At 65.2% G+C, this 20,559-nt stretch carries 22 protein-coding genes; 11 read left to right on the top strand and 11 right to left on the bottom strand.

The annotated features are described in order from the left end of the window. Nucleotides 1-51: 51 nt before the first annotated feature. The 4 genes from FNJ47_RS25035 to rsmI form a co-directional block, all read right to left on the bottom strand. Nucleotides 52-1,023, bottom strand: a complete 972-nt coding sequence (locus FNJ47_RS25035) for an MBL fold metallo-hydrolase (protein WP_163157923.1) — start codon at nt 1,021-1,023, stop codon at nt 52-54. A 190-nt stretch (nt 1,024-1,213) separates the two neighbouring features. After that, nucleotides 1,214-2,161 carry a glutathione synthase gene (gene gshB, locus FNJ47_RS25030; RefSeq protein WP_163157921.1) on the bottom strand — a complete coding sequence of 316 codons (948 nt, stop codon included), beginning with the start codon at nt 2,159-2,161 and terminating at the stop codon, nt 1,214-1,216. Nucleotides 2,162-2,190: 29 nt separating this feature from the next. Further along, nucleotides 2,191-2,604, bottom strand: coding sequence for a YraN family protein (locus tag FNJ47_RS25025; protein WP_163157919.1), 414 nt, complete (start codon nt 2,602-2,604; stop codon nt 2,191-2,193). Further along, complete coding sequence (gene rsmI / locus FNJ47_RS25020) at nt 2,591-3,544, bottom strand: 16S rRNA (cytidine(1402)-2'-O)-methyltransferase (RefSeq protein WP_163157917.1); 954 nt, start codon at nt 3,542-3,544, stop codon at nt 2,591-2,593. The genes FNJ47_RS25025 and rsmI overlap by 14 nt, the downstream gene beginning before the upstream one ends. 222 nt (nt 3,545-3,766) lie before the next feature. Here rsmI and FNJ47_RS25015 point away from each other — a divergent pair, with 222 nt between their 5' ends. Continuing rightward, entirely contained in the window at nt 3,767-4,972 is a 1,206-nt protein-coding gene (locus tag FNJ47_RS25015; RefSeq protein ID WP_175068416.1) for a penicillin-binding protein activator, read from the top strand. Nucleotides 4,973-5,063: 91 nt separating this feature from the next. Here FNJ47_RS25015 and hemW read toward each other — a convergent pair whose 3' ends face one another. The 3 genes from hemW to rph are packed head-to-tail and all read right to left on the bottom strand — an operon-like array spanning nt 5,064 to nt 7,568. After that, on the bottom strand, nt 5,064-6,221 hold the full coding sequence (hemW, locus tag FNJ47_RS25010; RefSeq protein ID WP_163157915.1) for a radical SAM family heme chaperone HemW: 1,158 nt from the start codon (nt 6,219-6,221) through the stop codon (nt 5,064-5,066). Then, nucleotides 6,208-6,843 carry an RdgB/HAM1 family non-canonical purine NTP pyrophosphatase gene (gene rdgB, locus FNJ47_RS25005; protein ID WP_163157913.1) on the bottom strand — a complete coding sequence of 212 codons (636 nt, stop codon included), beginning with the start codon at nt 6,841-6,843 and terminating at the stop codon, nt 6,208-6,210. Before rdgB ends, hemW begins: the two co-directional genes overlap by 14 nt. An 11-nt stretch (nt 6,844-6,854) precedes the next feature. Then, a complete protein-coding gene (rph, locus tag FNJ47_RS25000; protein ID WP_163157911.1) occupies nt 6,855-7,568 on the bottom strand; it encodes a ribonuclease PH in 714 nt (237 codons plus the stop codon). Between the two features lie 260 nt (nt 7,569-7,828). Between rph and hrcA the strand changes: the two genes are divergently transcribed. Next, nucleotides 7,829-8,917, top strand: coding sequence for a heat-inducible transcriptional repressor HrcA (gene hrcA, locus FNJ47_RS24995; RefSeq protein WP_163157909.1), 1,089 nt, complete (start codon nt 7,829-7,831; stop codon nt 8,915-8,917). A gap of 164 nt (nt 8,918-9,081) precedes the next feature. Next, nucleotides 9,082-9,687, top strand: a complete 606-nt coding sequence (gene grpE, locus FNJ47_RS24990) for a nucleotide exchange factor GrpE (RefSeq protein WP_163157908.1) — start codon at nt 9,082-9,084, stop codon at nt 9,685-9,687. A 9-nt stretch (nt 9,688-9,696) separates the two neighbouring features. Here grpE and FNJ47_RS24985 read toward each other — a convergent pair whose 3' ends face one another. The 4 genes from FNJ47_RS24985 to FNJ47_RS24970 form a co-directional block, all read right to left on the bottom strand. Continuing rightward, nucleotides 9,697-10,122: a VOC family protein gene (locus FNJ47_RS24985; RefSeq protein ID WP_163157906.1), complete on the bottom strand. Its 426-nt coding sequence runs from the start codon at nt 10,120-10,122 to the stop codon at nt 9,697-9,699. Between the two features lie 68 nt (nt 10,123-10,190). Next, a complete protein-coding gene (locus FNJ47_RS24980) occupies nt 10,191-11,045 on the bottom strand; it encodes a helix-turn-helix domain-containing protein (protein ID WP_163157904.1) in 855 nt (284 codons plus the stop codon). Nucleotides 11,046-11,069: 24 nt separating this feature from the next. Continuing rightward, nucleotides 11,070-11,780, bottom strand: a complete 711-nt coding sequence (gene pncA, locus FNJ47_RS24975) for a bifunctional nicotinamidase/pyrazinamidase (RefSeq protein ID WP_163157902.1) — start codon at nt 11,778-11,780, stop codon at nt 11,070-11,072. A 100-nt stretch (nt 11,781-11,880) separates the two neighbouring features. Beyond that, nucleotides 11,881-12,816 (bottom strand): hypothetical protein, encoded by a 936-nt coding sequence (locus tag FNJ47_RS24970; protein ID WP_163157900.1) that lies wholly within the window; start codon nt 12,814-12,816, stop codon nt 11,881-11,883. Between the two features lie 565 nt (nt 12,817-13,381). On the opposite strand from FNJ47_RS24970, the gene dnaK reads away from it, so the two are divergent. The 8 genes from dnaK (at nt 13,382) to FNJ47_RS24930 (ending at nt 20,479) form a co-directional block, all read left to right on the top strand. Further along, nucleotides 13,382-15,283, top strand: coding sequence for a molecular chaperone DnaK (gene dnaK / locus FNJ47_RS24965; RefSeq protein ID WP_163157898.1), 1,902 nt, complete (start codon nt 13,382-13,384; stop codon nt 15,281-15,283). A gap of 146 nt (nt 15,284-15,429) precedes the next feature. Beyond that, nucleotides 15,430-16,560, top strand: coding sequence for a molecular chaperone DnaJ (gene dnaJ / locus FNJ47_RS24960; protein ID WP_163157896.1), 1,131 nt, complete (start codon nt 15,430-15,432; stop codon nt 16,558-16,560). 100 nt (nt 16,561-16,660) lie between these two features. Next, nucleotides 16,661-17,263 carry a class I SAM-dependent methyltransferase gene (locus FNJ47_RS24955; protein ID WP_163157894.1) on the top strand — a complete coding sequence of 201 codons (603 nt, stop codon included), beginning with the start codon at nt 16,661-16,663 and terminating at the stop codon, nt 17,261-17,263. Between the two features lie 48 nt (nt 17,264-17,311). Continuing rightward, entirely contained in the window at nt 17,312-17,890 is a 579-nt protein-coding gene (locus FNJ47_RS24950; RefSeq protein WP_163157892.1) for an NADPH-dependent FMN reductase, read from the top strand. Between the two features lie 6 nt (nt 17,891-17,896). After that, nucleotides 17,897-18,619, top strand: a complete 723-nt coding sequence (gene pyrF / locus FNJ47_RS24945) for an orotidine-5'-phosphate decarboxylase (RefSeq protein ID WP_163157890.1) — start codon at nt 17,897-17,899, stop codon at nt 18,617-18,619. A 23-nt stretch (nt 18,620-18,642) separates the two neighbouring features. Next, nucleotides 18,643-18,939 (top strand): DUF1330 domain-containing protein, encoded by a 297-nt coding sequence (locus FNJ47_RS24940; RefSeq protein ID WP_163157888.1) that lies wholly within the window; start codon nt 18,643-18,645, stop codon nt 18,937-18,939. Nucleotides 18,940-19,000: 61 nt separating this feature from the next. Further along, complete coding sequence (gene dapB, locus FNJ47_RS24935) at nt 19,001-19,813, top strand: 4-hydroxy-tetrahydrodipicolinate reductase (RefSeq protein ID WP_163157886.1); 813 nt, start codon at nt 19,001-19,003, stop codon at nt 19,811-19,813. Nucleotides 19,814-19,855: 42 nt separating this feature from the next. Beyond that, nucleotides 19,856-20,479 carry a 2,3-bisphosphoglycerate-dependent phosphoglycerate mutase gene (locus tag FNJ47_RS24930; RefSeq protein ID WP_163157884.1) on the top strand — a complete coding sequence of 208 codons (624 nt, stop codon included), beginning with the start codon at nt 19,856-19,858 and terminating at the stop codon, nt 20,477-20,479. Nucleotides 20,480-20,559: the final 80 nt, after the last annotated feature.

Here is a 20,559-nt window from a genome sequence, read left to right as displayed (position 1 = left end):
AACATTAAGGGAACATCCGGGGTGACGCTCGCCGCCCCGGATGCGGCGTCGTCACAGCGTCATCTGCATCGGTTCCGGATAGTAGTGGAAGCCTTCGCCGGCCTTGGCGACGTGGCCGTAGCCCGGCCAGGCGAAGTGATAGGACATGACCGGCGTCTTGTTCGCAGCGAGCATCTCCAAGAGCTTGACCCGCGAGGCCGCCGCCTGCTTCGGATCGGTGTCGTATGAGAACTCCATCCGCGGCCGCTCCAGGAGTAGCACCGCGTGATGCGAGAGGTCGCCGAGGAAGGCGAAGGATTTGCCGCCCGAACTCACCATGAAGATGGTGTGCCCCACGGTGTGGCCGGGCGCCGCGATCGCCTGCACGCCGGGCAGGAATTCCTGGCCGTCCTTGAAGAACACGATGCGGTCGCGCACCGGCAGCAGGTTCTTGCGGGCGTGCACGATGAAGTCCTTCAACGGACTGCCCATCTTGCCTTCATCAGTCCAGAAATCGAGATCGCTTTGCGCGATGTAGTACTGCGCATTCGGGAACAGCGGCTTGTCGTCGGCGCCGACGATGCCGCCGATGTGATCGATATGCGCGTGCGACAGCACGACGGCGTCGATGTCCTCCGGCTTGATGCCGGCTTCCTGCATGCTCTTCTGCTGCCGGCCGGTGGTCGGACCGAACGCCTTCGAGGTGCCCATGCCGGTATCGAACAGGATCAGTCTGTCGCCCATGTTGACGATCGGCGAATTCTGCTCGAGCACGACATTGTCGGGCGAGAGGAAGTTGTCCGAGAGCATCTTCTTCACCTCTTCCTTCGGCACGCCGGTGAAGGTGCCGGAGGGATCGCCGAGCGGAAGCGGGCCGTCGGAGACGACGGTCACTTCGGCATCGCCGAGTTCGAAGCGGTGCCAATAGGGTGTTTGCGTGCCGAGCTTCGGCGCGCGCGCCTGTGCGGTGCCGCCGAGTAATGTGCTGGCGCCGAGACCGGCACCGAGCGCGAGCAAGGATCGTCGTGAGACATTGAGCGTCATAACGTCTTCCTCCACAATTTTTATGAGTTTGTTGCGTTGTTGCCCGCGTTGGCCCGCCGCTTGACCTGACGCAGGCAAGAGGATGCTGCCCGCGCCTGCGCAAGCTGGCAAGTAGAATAAGGCGAACGCAGCAGGCGCGGTCGAGCTCCGGCTTAGAGTTCAACCTGCATGTGCGACGCACAAGGGAGGATTATTTCGCGGCGCGCTTCTTCTCGATGGTATCCCAGATCATCGCTGCGACATCGGGACCGTTGAGCCGCTGAATGGCGCGGATGCCGGTCGGCGAGGTGACGTTGATCTCGGTCAGATTGCCGTCGATCACGTCGATGCCGACGAACAGCAGGCCGCGCTCGCGCAGCGCCGGTCCAAGCGTGGCGCAGATTTCGCGCTCGCGATCCGACAGCTCGGTCGCCTTGGCCGCGCCGCCGCGAACCATATTGGAGCGCAGATCGTCCGCTGCCGGCACGCGATTGACCGCGCCGGCGAATTCGCCATCGACCAGGATGATGCGCTTGTCACCGTGCTTCACCTCGGGGAGGAAGCGCTGGATCACCCAGGGCTCCCTGAAGGTGACCGAGAACATGTCGAACAGCGAGCCGAAATTCATGTCCTGCGGCATCACGCGGAACACGGCGGCGCCGCCATGGCCGTGCAACGGTTTCATGACGACGGCGCCGTGCTGGTCGCGGAAGGCGTTGATCTCGTCGAGGTCACGCGAAATCAGGGTCGGCGGCATCAGCCGCGGGAAATTCATCACGAACAGCTTTTCCGGCGCGTTGCGCACGCTGGCCGGATTGTTGACGACCAGGGTCTTCGGATGGATGCGCTCGAGGAAATGCGTCGAGGTGATGTAGGCGAGGTCGAACGGCGGGTCCTGCCGCAGCAGCACGACGTCGAAGCCGTTGAGCGCTTCGCGCTTCGGCTCGCCCAGCGTGAAATGATCGCCGACCTCGTCGCGCACGGTGAGAGGCTGCACCGGTGCCACCAGCTCCTCGCCGCACAGCGACAGCTTGTCGGGTGTGTAATAGGAAATGCCGTGGCCGCGCTTCTGCGCCTCGAGCAGCAGCGCAAAGGTGGAATCGCCGCGGATGTTGATGCGCGCGATAGGATCCATCTGGACGGCGACGTTCAATTTCATAGGCGTGTCCCGCGAGGTCTGAGGTAACTTCAAGTGCTTGCGTCGAATGCCGCTAACAGATGGCGCGGCAGGCTCCTCGGCGCAATCAGCACGGCGTCGAATCGGAGATCAAATTCGGCATGTTCGGGATGCGCCATCAGCCAGGCCTGGGCGGCATTGACGATGCGCTGCTGCTGGCGCGGCGTCACCGCATAGGCGGCGTCGTCGAGGCTGGCCCGGGCCTTGACCTCGACGAAGGCGACGAGGTTGCGCCGGCGCGCCACCAGGTCGATCTCGCCATAGGGGGTGCGGAAGCGCCGTGCGAGGATGCGATAGCCCTTGGCGATCAGAAGCGCGGCGGCGCGGCTCTCGGCCGAGATGCCGGTGCGGAACGCGGCAACGCGCTCGGGCGAGGCGCTATCAGTCTTGGCGCTGTCAGTCTTGGCACTATCAGGCTTGGCCATCGCCGTCCCCGATGGTCTTCGCGAGCTCGAGCGCGCGGGCATAGACCTCGCGGCGCGGCCGGCCCGACAGCTCGACCGCATGCGCGACCGCATCCTTGACGCTGCCGCGGGCGAGCTGCGCGCGCAGGAGATCGTCGAGCGAATTCTCGTCCATCACCCCGGCATCATCGGCCGGCGGTCCGATCACGAGCACGAACTCGCCGCGGGTCTCCAGCGCGTCGGCGCCTGCCGCAAGCTCGGCGACCGGCGCGCGCTTGACCTCCTCGTGCAGCTTGGTCAGCTCGCGGCAGATCGCCGCGTCACGCCCGGCCATGATCGTGGCGAGATCGCGCAGCGTGTCCTGCACGCGATTGCCGGATTCGAACATCACGAGCGTCGCATCGATCCGCGCCAGCTCACTGAGCCGTGCGCGCCGCGCGTGCTCCTTCGCCGGCAGAAATCCCTCGAAGAAAAACCGGTCGGTCGGCAGCGCCGCAACCGACAGCGCCGTCAGCACCGACGACGGACCCGGGACTGCGATGACGGCATGTCCGGCGGCACAGACCTCGCGCACCAGCTTGAAGCCGGGATCGGAGATCAGCGGCGTGCCCGCGTCGGAAACCAGCGCGATCGCGGAGCCCTGCGCCAGCCGCTCGAGGATCTTGGGCCGGGCCTGGGCCGCGTTGTGCTCGTGGTAGAGCGCGAGCTCCGCGGTGATCGCGTAACGTTCGGTCAGCCGGCGCGTAATCCTGGTGTCCTCGCAGGCGATGATGTCGACGCCCGCCAATGTCTCCAGCGCGCGCAGGGTGATGTCCGTGAGATTTCCGATCGGGGTCGCGACCAGATGGAGCCCGGGCTTGGCCTTGGGTGCCGCCAGATGCTGGCCGCCGATCGAAAAGGTTCTGGCCGCAGCGCCTGCCGGGGCATCCGAACTGTGGAGGGAACTGGCTTTTGCGCGCATAATGCCAATCTAGAGGGATGGTAGCGCTTGCGCCACATCCGCAAAGGGGCGGTGACGGAGGGCTGGGTGACCCGAGGAAATGGAGGCCGCGGCAACGGCGCCGCGGGGTCATAATCCTTTTGTTTTAGTTAACTATTCGCCGACAATATGCCTGAATCCACCCGCCTCATCAGAGCTGGATGGAGTCCTGGCCGATCCTGGTCGGTCAAGAGAAGAGAGACGATGGAAGGCCCGCATCACCGCACGACCCCGCTGTCGGGCACGACCCGGCGGACCGCGCTCGGCCTGATCGTCGGCGCGCCGTTGCTGACGGCCTGTTCCGGTATCCAGCAGAGCTTGAGCCAATTCTCCAGCGGCGGCCCCGAAGGCGGACCTGCCGGCCCGCAACAACAGCCCCAGGCGGTCGGCACCGGGCAGGTCAAGATCGGGCTGATCCTGCCGCTGTCGGCGTCCGGCAATGCCGGGCTCGCCGCCCAGTCGATGCGCAATGCCGCCGAAATGGCGCTGGCGGAGTTTCAGAACCCGAACATCCAGCTCCTGATCAAGGACGATGGCGGCAGCCCGCAGGGCGCATCGCAGGGTGCGCAGCAGGCGCTCTCCGAGGGCGCCGAGATCATTCTGGGACCGCTGTTCGCAGGCTCGGTGCCTGCCGTCGCGCAACTGACGCGGCCGCGCGGCACCTCGGTGATCGCATTCTCCACCGATTCGAGCGTGGCCGGACGCGGCGTCTACCTCCTGAGCTTCCTGCCGGAGTCCGACATCAATCGCATCGTCGACTATTCCTCCGGGATCGGAAAACGCTCGTTCGCCGCGATGGTGCCGGACAACGCCTATGGCAACGTGGTCGAGGCCGCGTTCAAGCAGGCGGTCGGCCGCAAGAACGGTCGCGTCGTCGCCTTCGAACAATATGGCGCCGATCGCGCGACGCCGGCGCGGACCGTGGCGCAATCGCTCGGCCAGGCCGACGCGCTGCTGCTCGCCGACGACGGCGAATCGGTCGTCGCGACCGCCGATGCCTTGACCGCAGCCGGCGCCAATCTGCACAACATCCAGCTGCTCGGCACCGGGCTGTGGGACAATCCGCGGGTGTTCGCGAGCCCGGTCTTGCAGGGCGGCCTTTACGCCGCGCCGGATCCGGCCGGCTTCCGCAGCTTCGCCGGCCGCTATCGCACCAAATATGGTGGTGAGCCGGTGCGCACCGCAACGCTTGCCTATGATGCCGTCGCGCTGATGGCGGCGCTGGCGCGCACCCAAGGCGCACAACGCTTCGCACCGGAGACGCTGACCAACCCGTCGGGCTTTGCCGGTATCGACGGCCTGTTCCGCTTCCGCTCCGACGGCACCAATGAGCGTGGCCTTGCCGTCATGAAGGTGGCGTCGGGCGGCGGCACGGCGGTCGCGGGTTCGCCGAAGAGTTTCGGGGCTTGATCTTCGACAGGCGGTCGAGCTGCCTTGTCGAGCGCCGGCACCCGCCAGCTACTTTGCATGGGGTTGTTTTCGATATTTTGGCGGCGTGTACCTAGGCGGCGAGATCCGCGACCACGGCGTCGAGCACCGGGAATCCTGATTTCGTCACGCGCAACCGTCCGTCGGCATCGACGGCGATCGCGCCTTCTTCACGCAGCATCGCGATCCGGTGCGGATCGAGCTTTCGGCCGGAGAGTGCCGCATAGCGCTTGGGATCGATGCCCTCGGCGAGCCGCAGCCCCATCAGCAGAAATTCGTCGGCGCGCTCTTCGCTGTTGAGGCTGTCGTCGGTGACGACACCGTGACCGCGTTCCTCGACGTTCAGCAGCCATGCCTCCGGGCGCCGCTCGGTTGCGGTCGCGTGCCTGACGCCGTCGATGTCGAGCCTTCCATGCGCGCCGGGACCGATGCCGGCATACTCCTCGCCGCGCCAATAGACGAGGTTGTGCTTGCACTCTGCCCCGGTGCGGGCGTGGTTGGAGATCTCGTAGGCCGGCAATCCCTCGCGGGCGCAGACCTCCTGCGTCACGTCGTAGAGTGCGCGCGCGGTCGCTTCATCCGGCGTCTGCAATTTGCCGGCGGCATGCAGCCCGAAGAACGGCGTGCCTTCCTCGATCGTGAGCTGATAGAGCGACAGATGCTCGGCGGCTTCCGAGATCGCCTGCTTCAATTCACCGGCCCACATCTGCGGCGTCTGGTCGGGCCGCGCATAGATCAGATCGAACGAGTAGCGGTCGAATGCCGAGCGCGCGATCGCAACCGCGTCGAGCGCCTCGCGCGCGGTGTGCAGGCGACCCAATGCTTTCAACGAAGCGTCGTCCAATGCTTGCACGCCGAGCGAGACGCGGTTGACACCGGCGGCGCGATAACCGCGAAAGCGCGTCGCCTCGACGCTGGTCGGATTGGCCTCGAGCGTGACCTCGACGTCGCGCGAGACCTGCCAGTGCTTGCCGATCGCATCGAGCACGGCGCCGACGGTCTCTGGCTGCATCAGCGAAGGCGTGCCGCCGCCGAGGAAGATCGAGGACACTTCACGCCCCGGCACCCGCGCCGCCGTCGTTTCGATCTCGCGGGCGAAGGCGCGCACGAAGCGCGCCTCGTCGACGGGCGCGTGCCGCACATGGCTGTTGAAGTCGCAATACGGGCATTTCGACAGGCAGAACGGCCAGTGCACGTAGACGCCGAAAGCTTGTCGGTCAGCGTGGCTCAAGGCAGATCTCCGCGAGCTTCACGAAGGCGCGGGCGCGATGCGACAGGCCGAGCCCGAGCGGCGGCAGGCCGTGCTTCTCGATGCTGGTCATCTCGCCGAAGGTCCGCGTATGGCCGTCGGGCAGGAAAGCCGGATCATAACCGAAGCCGGCGTTGCCGCGCGGCGGCCAAACCAGGGTTCCGTCGGCACGGGCCTCGACCTCCTCGAGATGATCGTCCGGCCAGGCCACGCACAGCGCCGAGACGAAATGCGCCTTGCGCTGTTCCGGGTTGGTGGCGCCGCGCTCCTGCAGCAGCCGCTCGATCCGCGTCATCGCCGCCATGAAGTCCTTGTCTTCGCCGGCCCAGCGCGCCGAGTAGATCCCGGGCGCGCCGTCGAGCGCGTCGACCACGAGGCCGGAATCGTCGGCGAAGGCCGGCAGTCCAGTCGCCTTTGCTGCTGCGATCGCCTTGATCGCCGCATTGGCCTGAAAACTGTCGCCGGGCTCCTCGGGCTCGGCGAGGCCGAGCTCGCCGGCCGACACCGCCTCCACGCCGTGCGGCGCCAGCAGTTCCCGCATCTCGGCGAGCTTGCCGGGATTATGGGTGGCGATGACGAGCCTTCCGGTGATTCGGCGATGCATGGCCAATCTGACTACGCCACCGCGATCTTTTGCAAGTCGACCAGACGCGCGACACCTTTGCGCGCCAAGGCCATCAGCGCCAGGAATTCGTCTTGCGAGAACGGCGTCTTCTCGGCGGTGCCCTGCACCTCGATGATTCGGCCGTCGCCGGTCATGACGAAATTGGCGTCGGTGTCGGCCTCAGAGTCCTCGGCGTAGTCGAGATCGAGCACCGGTGTACCCTGATATATGCCGCAGGAGATCGCCGCCACGTTGTCGCGCAACACGTTGGTCTTCAGCATGTTGCGGGTCTTCATCCAGTTGATGCAGTCGGCCAGCGCCACCCAGGCACCGGTGATCGACGCGGTGCGGGTGCCGCCATCGGCCTGGATCACGTCGCAATCGACCGTGATCTGGCGCTCGCCGAGCGTCTCGAGATCGACGGCCGCGCGCAGCGAGCGCCCGATCAGCCGCTGGATCTCGACCGTGCGGCCGCCCTGCTTGCCGGCGGAGGCCTCGCGGCGGGTGCGTTCCAGGGTGGCGCGCGGCAGCATGCCGTATTCGGCGGTGACCCAGCCGCGGCCCTGGCCCTTCAGCCACGGCGGCAGGCGCTCTTCCAGCGTGGCGGTGACCAGCACATGGGTGTCGCCGAACTTCACCATGCAGGAACCCTCGGCGTATTTGACGACGCCGCGTTCCAGCGACACGGGACGCAGTTCATCGGGCGCACGGCGGCTTGGCCGCATGAAATCCTCCAAAAATCCGAGAGATATGAGCCAGAGCGTGACGAACCGTCATCGCGCTCTATCGTCTTGTTTGAGCATGATCTTTCGGAAAACCGGCGGCCACTTTTCCGGATCGTGCTCCGCCCGTGCTTGTAGGAGGGGGAAGGTCCAGCGGCAAGGGTTTTCGGCCCCGGCAGGGTCCGGTACGAGGGGGCTGAATGCCTGCTTGTCACCGGCCTCCGGGATCGACAAATTAGACAGTAATTGTGAGGGACTGGAGTGTGACTCACCACGATCCGATCGGCCTGATCGCGCCATATGCCGGGCTCGCCCAGCTCAACGAGCGTTCGCGCGACATTTTTCGTCAAATCGTCGAAAGCTATCTCGCGACCGGCGAGCCCGTGGGCTCGCGCAACATCTCGCGCCTGATCGCATTACCGTTGTCGCCGGCCTCGGTCCGCAACGTGATGTCGGATCTCGAGCAGCTCGGCCTGATCTATGCGCCGCACACCTCAGCCGGCCGGCTGCCGACCGAACTCGGTCTGCGTTTCTTCGTCGACGCCCTGATGCAGGTCGGTGACCTCACCGAGGCCGAGCGCCAATCGATCCAGACCCAGCTGGCGGCGGTCGGCCGTGCGCAATCCGTCGAGGCCGCGCTCGGCGAAGCATTGACACGGCTGTCGGGGCTGACCCGTGCCGCGGCCGTGGTGCTGACGCAGAAGTCGAATGCGCGGCTGAAGCACATCGAATTCGTGCGGCTGGAGCCGGAAAAGGCGCTGGTCGTGCTAGTCGGCGAAGACGGCCAGGTCGAAAACCGGGTGCTGGCGCTGCCGCCGGGTGTTCCATCCTCGGCCCTGACGGAAGCGACCAATTTCCTCAACGCGCGGATCCGCGGCCGGACGCTGGCTGAAGCGCGGCTCGAGCTCGAGACCGCGTTGACGCAAAACCGCGCCGAGCTCGATCAGCTCACGCAGAAGGTGGTCGCGGCCGGCATCGCGAGCTGGTCCGGCGGCGAGAGTGAGGACCGCCAGCTGATCGTGCGTGGCCACGCCAATCTGCTCGAGGATCTGCACGCGCTCGACGATCTCGAGCGGATCAAGTCGCTGTTCGACGATCTCGAAACCAAGCGCGGCGTGATCGATCTGCTCGGCCGTGCCGAACGCGGCGAGGGCGTGCGGATTTTCATCGGCTCGGAGAACAAGCTGTTCTCGCTGTCGGGTTCCTCGACCATCATCGCGCCCTACGGCGACGCCCAGGGCCGGATCGTCGGCGTGCTCGGTGGGATCGGACCGACGCGGTTGAACTATGCACGGGTGATCCCGACCGTCGACTATGCCGCGCGCATCGTCAGCAAGATGCTGGGCGGCTGACCGGAACGGATTTCGACTTCATTTGACGGGTTTTCTTCGTCCAGTCCGGAGGTCCCTGTTCCCGAAGCCGGTATCTTGCGCTTGATTTTCGCCGCCTAAAGCCCGATATCCCGGGCAGCAATCCCCAAGATTTGAACCGACGCGAGTTTTCGAGAAGGCAAGCCATGACCGATCCGAACCGGGCCAATGACAACACCGAGAATTCGGCGCCGACGGGTGAGCCCGTGGTCTCGAAGCCCTACATCATGCCTGACGATCCCGAGGTCGGGTCGGCGGAGGCGCTGGCCAAGGAGCTCGCGGAGGCGAAGGACCGCACGCTGCGCACGCTGGCCGAGATGGAGAACCTCCGGCAGCGCACCCGCCGCGAAGTTGCCGATGCCAAGACCTATGGCATCACGGGCTTTGCCCGCGACGTGCTCGATATCGCCGACAATCTGCAGCGCGCGCTCGACGCCGTGCCGGCCGAGACCAAGGAAGCCGCCGATCCCGGCCTGAAGGCGCTGATCGAAGGCGTCGAGCTGACCGAGCGGTCGCTGCTCAACGCGCTGGAGAAGAACGGCGTGAAGAAGTTCGATCCGATCGGCGAGAAGTTCGATCCGAACTTCCAGCAGGCGATGTTCGAGGTGCCCGACACGTCGGTGCCGTCCGGCACTGTGGTGCAGGTCGTGCAGGCCGGCTACATGATCGGCGAGCGCATCCTGCGTCCGGCGCTGGTCGGCGTCTCCAAGGGCGGCGCCAAGGCCGCTCCGAGCGCCGACTTCACGGTCTGACCCGCCGCTTCACGGCAGCGGCTTCTCATAGGCCTTCGGCCAATAGGTGCCGAAGCTCCAAAGATTTCCTTCCGGGTCACGGCAGGCGAAGTCGCGGCTGCCGTAATCGGTGTCGCGCAATTCCATTTCGATCTTTGCGCCCGCCGCCCTTGCCTTCGCATGCAGGGCGTCGGGATCGTCGACGGCGATGTAGATTGAATCGGTGCGGCGGCCGGTAGAGTCGCCGACCAGCCTGCCATAGGCATCGTCACGGCTCTGGCCCAGCATCAGCATCGAGGAACCGTAGGCGAGCTCGGCGTGGTGGATCACGCCGCCGTCGCGATAGACCACGCGCTCGGTGAATCCGATCACTGTCTTGAGCCAGGCGATCATCGCCTCAGCGTCCGTGCAGCGCAGGGTGGGATAGATGCGGGGCGGCTCGATGTCGTGCGTCATGGTGGCTCACTTTTTTGGCTGACGGCGCCACTTTGCACGAGCCGATGCGGCCGTGGCTTGAAGGTTTGTTACCGGTCGAGCAGCCCGTCGTCGGCGTGAACCAGCCGCCGATCGGTCAGCGCCTGGCGGCGCGCCCAGGCAGTGGGCGGTTCCCCTGCGAATTCGACGAACTCCCGCGCGAGATGCGCCTGGTCGGCATAGCCGCTCTCCGCCGCGATCCCGGCCCAGCCACGCGTGGCGTCGCTCTGGGCGAGCCGGCTCGCCCGATGAAACCGCATCACGCGCGCCAGCGATTTCGGCGCCAGGCCGAGCTCGGATCGAAATCGGCTGGCCAGGTGCTTGCGGCTCCAGCCGATCTCGTCGGCCAATGTCGTGATGCTGACGGCACCGGCCGAGCGCGCCAGTCTCCGATAGGCGAACGCGACTTCGGGAGACGGCGTGTGGCGGGCGCGGCGCAGCACGAAGGCTTCGATCAGGTCGAAGCGGCGCTGCCAGCACGTCACGGCGCCGAGCCGTTCGCGCAAACGGCGGCCCTCATGACCGAGCACATCGTCGATCTCGACCATGCGTCCGACCAGATCGGCCACAGTGCCGCCGAAGAAACTGTAGGCGCCGAGCGGCGTGAAATCCACCTGCACGCAGGCGGCCCGGCCATCGGACTCAATGTAGACCGGCCCCGCATGCAGGCCGGCGGCGAAGCTGAGTTGACGATCGGCAGCTCCAGGCTCGCGTCCGAGCGCGATCAGGAACGGGGTGCCGAAACTGACGATCAGCGGGACGATGAGCGGCGCGGTCTGCCGATGCGCGAACCGGCCGGTCGCGGTCTCGCGATAACCCGTGATCCGGACGATCAGGCCCGCCGTGGGTGGCGACGGCAGGCGCTGCGCGAAATCGAATGCAATGGGTGAGACGAACTCGGCCATGCGGATCTCGCGCGAGGCGGGGTCCTACGCGATGTCAGACGACTTGATGCGCTTGACGCCGGCCTTGGCCATATCGTCCCACGCCTTGGCGAGCGATCCCTGGGTGTCGATGCCGCGGCAGGCGTCTTCCACCACATAGGTCTCGAAGCTGGCCTTGCGTGCGTCGAGCGCGGTCCATGCCACGCAGAAGTCGGTGGCGAGCCCGGCCACGAAAAGCCGCTCGACGTTGCGCGCCTTCAGATAGGCGGCGAGCCCGGTGGTGGTCTTGCCGTCGGCCTCGGTGAAGGCGGAGTAGCTGTCGACGTCCTTGTGAAAGCCCTTGCGGATGATCAGCTCGGCCTGCGGGATCGCAAGTTCCTTCGACAGCGAGGCGCCGTCGGTGCCCTGCACGCAATGGTCGGGCCACAGCACCTGCTTGCCATAGGCGAGGTCGATGACCTCGAACGGCTTCTTGCCTTCATGGACCGAGGCAAACGAGACGTGACCGGGCGTGTGCCAGTCCTGCGTCATCACCACATTGGCAAAGCTCTTGGCGATCTTGTTGATGACAGGCACCACCTGCTCGCCATCCTTCACCGCGAGGCTGCCGCCGGGCAGGAAGCAGTTCTGGACGTCGATCACCAGCAGCGCGGAGCCGTCGTCGGGCTTGATTGCAGCCGCCCAGAGACTTTTTGGAACCAGGGTCGCAAGCGCCATCGTACCGAGGCCTGCAACCATCCGTCGTCGATCCAACATCGCGCCCCTCCTCGCTTTGCGTGATATCGCGCGAGGAGGCTAGTTCCGTTCGGCGAACGACGAAAGTGGGATTTTTCCAACCGGCTCTACGAAGGGCGGTTCAGCCGCGCGGCTGGATGCCGTCGCGCACCGCGCGGAAGCGCGGGAAGGCCGTCTCCCAATCGGTGCGCGGCGAGCTTCCGATGATGCGCATCGATGTCTGGGCACCGAACCGCAGCCACTGCACGATGGTCACCGGGGTGTTGTCCTTGCCGCTGACGGCGTCGATCCGGGTCTCGAATCCGGGCTGGCCGTCGATCCGGATCGGTTCGGACATGGTGATCCGCCCGTCGCGCACGCCGGGGATCGTGGTGGCGATCTGCTGGGCAAAGCGACCGCGATCGTCGGGTGTGGCCGGGGCCGAGCCGATGATGCCGAGCAGCATGAAGGGCTTGGTCTCGAGGCTCTTGTCCCCGGCATCGGCCATCAGCAGCGCCGCGCCCGGCGCCAGCATGCGGACATTCTTGAAACTGCTGAGCTCGGTGACCTTGAACGGCATCATGCCGAGCTGCTCGTCGACCGGCACCTCGTTGCGGATCTGGGCGGAGGCGAACATCTGCCGCACGGCGTCGTCGGTGTAGATCTTGCTCGCGTTCTCCGGCACCTGCACTGCGACATAGCCGGAGAAGGTCGGTCCGGGCAGGATCATGGAATAACGCCGCACATTGCTCGCGCCGTCGCGCGCACTCTCCACGGTGTAGTAGCCGAGACCGGCCGGCGTCTCGATGCTCTCGGGCTTGATGCCGCCGGTGCCGCCCGGGTTGGCCTTGAAGGCGTTCACGACCTCGTTGTAGGCCTCCGCGGGCAGATCGGCGATCAGGACCTTCACGCCCTGATCCTCGGTCTCGAAGCCGATGAACGATTTGGCACGCACGAGGCCCACGAGCGGCTTCATCCCGACATGCGCGCCCGGCGGAAACACCGCGTCGGCGGCAAAGCCACGACAGGTGGCAGCAATCAGCAAGGCAACCGCAACGAGAACTCGAAAAGGCATCATGGGGGATCTACCGGTTTTGCTTGGTGGCCGCGCAACGGGGCCGGTGCAGGGCTGGATGGCCTCTTTCAGTCGGACCGCTTTTAGCGGTTTTGATGGCCCTGCAACAGGCCGCCAACGCTCCGCTCCGGGCCTGCAGGCCCGATTCCATGGGCTTTTCGCCTTGATTGGCAGGCACTTTCCAGTTTCCCGACATTTCCAAGATGAGCCGCCAGCGGCCAAACAGCGCGCCCTCGACCCGTGCGCCGCCCTCGCATACGACGTTTGTGAGCGTTCACTCAACAGCGCTGACGTCGCGTGGTGGATGTTCGTGGCCGACGACCCCCGGCATCATTGCCGATTTGTTAACTTGGCTCGGGTTGAACCGGTGCCGCAGCCGGGCTGACACAATCTTTCAAACGTCAGTCTTTTCAGGCCTCAACGTTGCGTCCAGTCCTTGCGGGCAGGACCCTCTCTCCTATATCAGGCTCACCGTCGCAATATCGCGAGTATGTGAACGTCTGGGGGTTCGGTACGGAGCGCCGTCAGGGCCCAACCAACCTGCCGTAGCAAAGAGGATATCAAAACCATGGGTAAGGTCATTGGGATCGACCTCGGCACCACGAATTCGTGCGTTGCCGTGATGGATGGCAAGAACGCCAAGGTGATCGAGAATGCCGAGGGTATGCGAACGACGCCGTCGATCGTTGCCTTCACCGACGACGGCGAGCGCCTCGTCGGACAGCCGGCGAAACGCCAGGCGGTGACCAATCCCGAGCGTACGTTCTTTGCGGTGAAGCGCCTCATCGGCCGCCGCTATGACGACCCGATGGTCGAGAAGGACAAGAAGCTCGTCCCCTACAAGATCGTCAAGGCATCGAACGGCGACGCCTGGGTCGAAGCCGATGGCAAGACCTATTCGCCCTCGCAGGTCTCGGCCTTCATTCTGCAGAAGATGAAGGAGACCGCCGAGGCGCATCTCGGCCAGAAGGTCGATCAGGCCGTCATCACCGTTCCCGCTTATTTCAACGACGCACAGCGTCAGGCCACCAAGGACGCCGGCAAGATCGCCGGCCTCGAGGTGCTGCGCATCATCAACGAGCCGACCGCTGCCGCGCTCGCCTACGGCCTCGACAAGACCAAGGCCGGCACGATCGCCGTGTACGATCTCGGCGGCGGCACCTTCGACGTCTCGATCCTCGAGATCGGCGACGGCGTGTTCGAGGTGAAGTCGACCAACGGCGACACCTTCCTCGGCGGTGAAGATTTCGATATGCGCCTGGTCGGCTATCTCGCCGACGAGTTCCAGAAGGAGCAGGGCATCAACCTGCGCAACGACAAGCTCGCTCTGCAGCGCCTGAAGGAAGCTGCCGAAAAGGCCAAGATCGAGCTGTCGTCGACCACGCAGACCGAAATCAATCTGCCGTTCATCACGGCTGACCAGACCGGTCCGAAGCATCTGACGATGAAGCTGACCCGCGCCAAGTTCGAGGCGCTGGTGGCCGACCTCGTCGAGAAGACCATCGAGCCGTGCCGCAAGGCGCTGAAAGATGCCGGCCTGACCGCCGGCGAGATTGGCGAAGTGGTGCTGGTCGGCGGCATGACCCGCATGCCGAAGATTCAGGAAGTCGTGAAGCAGTTCTTCGGCAAGGAGCCGCACAAGGGCGTCAATCCCGACGAAGTCGTCGCGATCGGCGCTGCGATCCAGGCCGGCGTGCTGCAGGGCGACGTCAAGGACGTGCTGCTGCTCGACGTGACCCCGCTGTCGCTGGGCATCGAGACGCTGGGCGGCGTGTTCACCCGCATCATCGACCGCAACACCACGATCCCGACCAAGAAGAGCCAAGTGTTCTCGACCGCCGAAGACAATCAGGGCGCCGTGACCATCCGCGTCTTCCAGGGCGAGCGTGAAATGGCCGCCGACAACAAGATGCTCGGCCAGTTCGACCTGATGGGCATTCCACCGGCTCCGCGCGGCATGCCGCAGATCGAGGTGACTTTCGACATCGACGCCAACGGCATCGTCAACGTCTCGGCCAAGGACAAGGCGACCGGCAAGGAACAGCAGATCCGGATCCAGGCATCCGGCGGTCTGTCCGAGGCCGACATCGACAAGATGGTCAAGGACGCCGAGGTCAACGCGGCCGAGGACAAGAAGCGCCGCGAGGCCGTCGACGCCAAGAACCATGCCGATGGCCTGGTTCATTCGACCGAGAAGGCCTTGGCCGAACACGGTTCGAAGATCGCCGACACCGAGCGCCGTGCGATCGAAGACGCCGTCAGCGACCTCAAGGAAGCGCTGAAGGGCGACGACGCCGAGGCGATTAAGGCCAAGACCAACACGCTGGCGCAGGCTTCGATGAAGCTCGGCGAGGCCATGTACAAGCAGCAGGCCGAGGCCGATGCGGCCAAGGACGCTGCCAAGGATGACGTTGTCGACGCGGAGTTCACCGAGGTCGACGACGACAAGAACAACAAGAAGTCTGCCTAAGCGGGCTTGCGATCATGACCCTCACACCAAAGAGCACGCGACGCGTCTCGGAGGAGTGGGGGTCATTTTTCTTTAAGGCGATCGCCGCATCTTCCAGACAGGCGCAATCCTTGGCGATCGCGACGAACTTCGGACGGAATTGAAGTATGTCCACCAAGCGCTGCTATTACGAGACTCTCGAGGTCGAGCGGAACGCGGACGAGACCAAGCTGAAATCGGCTTTCCGCAAGCTCGCGATGAAATGGCATCCGGACAAGAATCCGGGCGACGCCAGCAGCGAGGTCCGGTTCAAGGAAATCAACGAAGCCTATGAAGTGCTGAAGGACGGCGACAAGCGCGCCGCCTACGACCGCTTCGGCCATGCCGCCTTCGAGCAGGGCATGGGTGGTGGCGGCCCCGGCTTCGGCGCCGGCTTCGCCTCTTCCTTCTCCGATATCTTCGAGGATCTGTTCGGCATGGCCGGACAGCGCCGCGGCAGCGGCGGCCGCGAACGCGGTGCGGACCTGCGCTACAACATGGAGATCACGCTCGAGGAGGCCTTCCAGGGCAAGACCGCGCAGATCGAGATCCCGGTCTCGGTCACCTGCGAATCCTGCTCCGGCACCGGCGCCAAGGCCGGCTCCAAGCCGAAGACCTGCTCGCATTGCGGCGGTGCCGGCCGTATCCGGCAGGCCCAGGGCTTCTTCACGCTGGAGCGGACCTGCCCCGGCTGTCAGGGCCGCGGCCAGATGATCGAGGACGCCTGCACCTCCTGCGCCGGTTCCGGCCGGGTGACGCGCGAGCGCACGCTGTCGGTCAACATTCCCCCGGGAGTCGAGGACGGCACCCGCATTCGTCTCGCCGGCGAAGGTGAGGCCGGCGTCCGCGGCGGACCGCCCGGCGACCTCTACATCTTCCTGTCGCTGACCACGCACCAGTTCTTCCAGCGCGACGGCGCCGACCTGCATTGTCGCGTGCCGATCTCGATGGTGACCGCAGCACTCGGCGGCGAATTCGAGGTGCCGACCATCGACAAGGGCAAGACCAAGGTGAAGGTGCCCGCCGGGACCCAGTCCAGCCGCCGATTCCGCATCGCATCAAAGGGCATGCCGGTGCTCCGCTCGCGCCAGACCGGCGACATGTATGTCCAGGTCGTGGTCGAAACGCCGCAGAATCTGACCAAGAAGCAGCAAGAATTGCTGATGGAGTTCGAAAAACTGTCGTCCGGCGCAACCCAGCCGGAGGCAGCGGGTTTCTTCTCTAAGGTCAAGGACTTCTTCGGAAACCGCTCGGTCTAGCCGCAGTCGTTATGCTTGACCGTTACGACTTCGATCTATACGTGTTTATGACTGTTTTCTGACAACCGCTCGATTGTGCGCGGTCCCGCCTGGTAGCGACATGCCTCTGCAATCGTCCGTGCGTGCGTCGAAGAAGCCCCTCCGTCTCGACGACGAGGTACGTTTTCTCCGTTCATGGATGGAGAAGCCGCTGCATATGGGCGCGGTGATGCCGTCCGGACGGCTGCTTGCGCGCACCATGGCGCAATATGTCGATCCCGAAGCCGAAGGACCGGTCGTCGAACTTGGACCGGGCACCGGGGCGATCACCAACGCGCTGATCGAGCACGGCGTCGATCAAAAACGTCTCGTGCTGGTTGAGTACAATCCCGGTTTCTGCGCGTTGCTGCGCGAACGCTATCCGCAGGCCAAGGTGGTCCAGGGTGATGCCTACAGGCTGCGCGATACGCTGTGGGACGTCATGAAGACACCCGCCTCGGCCGTGGTCTCCGGTCTGCCGCTGGTCACCAAGCCGATGCTGACCCGCCTCAAGCTGATCCGCGATGCCTTCCTGGCGCTCGCACCCGGCGCGCCGTTCGTCCAGTTCACCTATTCGGTGGCGCCCCCGATTCCGAAGTCGCTGCCGGGCGTGTCCACAGAGGCCTCCGAGCGGATCTGGATGAACCTTCCGCCCGCGCGGGTCTGGGTGTATCGCAAGGGCTGACCTTCCAGCGCCGTCGCGCTGGGTGCGACCTACACCTGCGATTTCGAAATGTCCGCGCTGAAAATCCTCGTGATCCCGGGATCGCTTCGATCCGGCTCGCTCAATGCGAAGCTGGCCGCCGTGCTGGCACACGAGCTCGCGCAATCCGGCGCCGACGTCAGCCGCATCTCGCTCGGCGATTTCCCGCTGCCGATCTATGACGGCGACCTGCAGGCGAAATCGGGCGTGCCGCAGCACGCCGTCAATCTGAAGCGGATGATCGGGGCCCATCATGGCGTGCTGATCGTGACGCCCGAATATAACTCCTCGGTGCCGGCGCTGGTGAAGAACACCATCGACTGGGTCAGCCGCGTGCAGGATGCGCACGAGGCCCGCGGCCAGGTGTTCCACGACCGCGCCTTCGCGATGGCAGCGGCATCCGGCAACCGGCTCGGCGGCACGCGCGCGCTGGCAGCGCTGCGCCTGATCCTGACCGCGTGCCACGCCACCGTGATCCCGAACCAGCTCGCGCTGTCATTCGCCGAGCAGGCCTATGACGATATGGATCGTCTGAAGCATCAGGGCGACATCGATACGATGCGGGCGCTGGTGCGACAGCTGATCGACCATTCCCAACGCATGATGTGAGGTGACATGCAGCCAGCCCAGATCGCTCCAAGGATCGCTCCAAGAGACCGGTTGATCGTGGCGCTCGATTTGCCGTCGGTCGCTGCGGCCGAGGCGATGATCGACAGGCTCGGCGACAGCGTCACCTTCTACAAGATCGGCTATCAGCTTGGTTACGCCGGCGGTCTCGTGCTGGCGAAGCAGCTTGCAGGCCGTGGCAAGAAGGTCTTTCTCGATCTCAAGCTGCACGACATCGGCAACACCGTTGCTCGCGGGGTCGAAAGCGTCGCTACTCTCGGCGCGACCTTCCTCACCGTGCATGCCTATCCGCAGACCATGACGGCGGCGGTCGAGGCCCGCGCCGGCGCCAGTCTGAAGATCCTCGCGGTGACGGTGCTGACCTCCTATGACGACGCGGACCTTCACGCCGCGGGCTATCGCCTCAACGTCTCCGATCTCGTCGAAGCGCGCGCCCGGCAGGCGCAGGCGCTCGGTGTCGACGGCCTCGTCAGCTCGCCCGAGGAAGCGAGCGCCTTGCGCAAGATCGTCGGCGGTCAGATGAATCTGGTGACCCCCGGCATCCGCCCGGCGGGCTCGGCGACCGGTGACCAGAAGCGCATCATGACGCCGGCGCGCGCCATCGCTGCCGGCGCCGATTATCTGGTGGTCGGACGTCCGGTGATGGAAGCCGCCGATCCGAAGGCCGCCGCCGAAGCCATTCACACCGAGATCGCCCAGGCGCTCGCCTGAACCAACAACACGGGAGAACAGAGATGGCGAAGGGATACTGGATTGGACGCGTCGACGTTCATAACGAGGACGGCTACAAGCCCTACATGGCGGCCAACCCGGCCATCTTCCAGAAGTTCGGTGGCAAGTTCATCGTGCGCGGCGGCAAGTTCGCCACCGTGGAGGGCCAGAGCCGGTCGCGCAACGTCGTGATCGAATTCCCGGACTATGAGACCGCGCTCGCCTGCTACAACTCGCCCGAATACCAGGCCAACATCAAGGTGCGGCAGCCGCATTCGATCGCCGACCTGATCATCATCGAGGGTCACGATAGCCCATAGCCGGGGCGGGCTCGGTTGCCGGAACAGTCATGGCTCGCTATACGGCTTGGAGAGGTGAGCCATGGCTGACATGCGTCTGATTGTTGCGGGAGCCGGCGGCCGGATGGGCCGCACGCTGACGCGGGTGATTTCCGAAACTCCGGGAGCGGTGCTGGTCGGCGCGCTGGAGGCGCCCGGCTCGGAGCTGCTCGGCAAGGACGCCGGCGTGCTCGCCGGCCTTCCCGCCAATGACGTCAAGCTGTCGGCCGATTTGTGGTCGATGTCGGCGGCCGCCGACGGCATCCTGGATTTCACCGTGCCGGCCGCGACCATCGCCAATGTCGCGATCGCGGCCGAGCGCGGCCTCGTTCATGTCATCGGCACCACCGGCCTGTCGCAGTCCGACGACGCGGTGATCCGCAGCGTCACCGACCGCGCCATCGTGGTGAAGTCGGGCAATATGAGCCTCGGCGTCAATCTGCTCGCCGCGCTGGTCAAGCGCGTCGCGCAGTCGCTCGATGAGAGCTTTGACATCGAAATCCTCGAGCTGCATCACAAGTCCAAGATCGATGCGCCGTCGGGCACCGCGCTGATGCTCGGCGAAGCCGCTGCTGCCGGCCGCGGAATCACGCTCGAGCAGCATTCGGCACGCGGCCGCGATGGCCTGACCGGCGCGCGTCGTGCCGGCGATATCGGCTTCGCCTCGCTGCGCGGCGGCACCGCGGCGGGCGATCACAGCGTGATCTTTGCCGGCCCCTCGGAGCGCATCACGCTGTCGCACCATGCCGAAGATCGCGCGCTGTTCGCGCAGGGCGCGCTGAAGGCTGCGCTGTGGGCGCATGGCAAGAAGCCCGGCATGTATTCCATGACCGACGTTCTCGGGTTGAACGACTGAGATCGCTCGACAAAATCCAGCTAATCGAAAACGGAATCTAAAATGAGTGATCGTCTTCTTGTGCTCGTTCGTCACGGTCAGAGCGAATGGAATCTGAAGAACCTGTTCACTGGGTGGAAGGACCCTGATCTCACCGAGCAGGGCATCGCTGAAGCCAAGGACGCCGGTCGCAAGCTGAAGGCGCAGGGCCTGTCGTTCGATGTCGCCTTCACCTCCGACCTGACGCGCGCGCAGCATACGCTGAAGCTGATGTTGGAGCAGATCGGCCAGACCGGACTACCGACCACGAAGAATCTCGCGCTCAATGAACGCGATTACGGCGATCTCTCGGGCCTCAACAAGGACGACGCCCGCAAGAAATGGGGCGAGGACCAAGTCCTGGTCTGGCGCCGGTCCTACGACGTGCCGCCGCCCGGCGGCGAAAGCCTGAAGGACACGCTGGCGCGTACGCTGCCCTATTACGTGCAAGAGATCCTGCCCGGCGTGCTGCGCGGCCAGCGCACGCTGATCGCAGCCCACGGCAATTCGCTGCGCGCGCTGATCATGGTGCTGGAGAAGCTGACGCCGGAGCAGATCCTCAAGCGCGAGCTCGCGACCGGCGCGCCGGTGGTCTATCGGCTCAATGCCGATTCCACCGTCGCGTCCAAGGTCGATCTCGCGGGGTAAGCGATGTGTGATCCGTCATCCTGAGGAGCGCGAAGCGCGTCTCGAAGGGTCGACGGCCCGACTGGTGGCCGTGCATCCTT

This window comes from Bradyrhizobium uaiense (assembly GCF_010811875.1).
Lineage (GTDB): Bacteria > Pseudomonadota > Alphaproteobacteria > Rhizobiales > Xanthobacteraceae > Bradyrhizobium > Bradyrhizobium uaiense.
The sequence above is the reverse complement of the archived record's forward strand: the minus strand, read 5'-3'. Positions and strand labels throughout refer to the sequence as shown.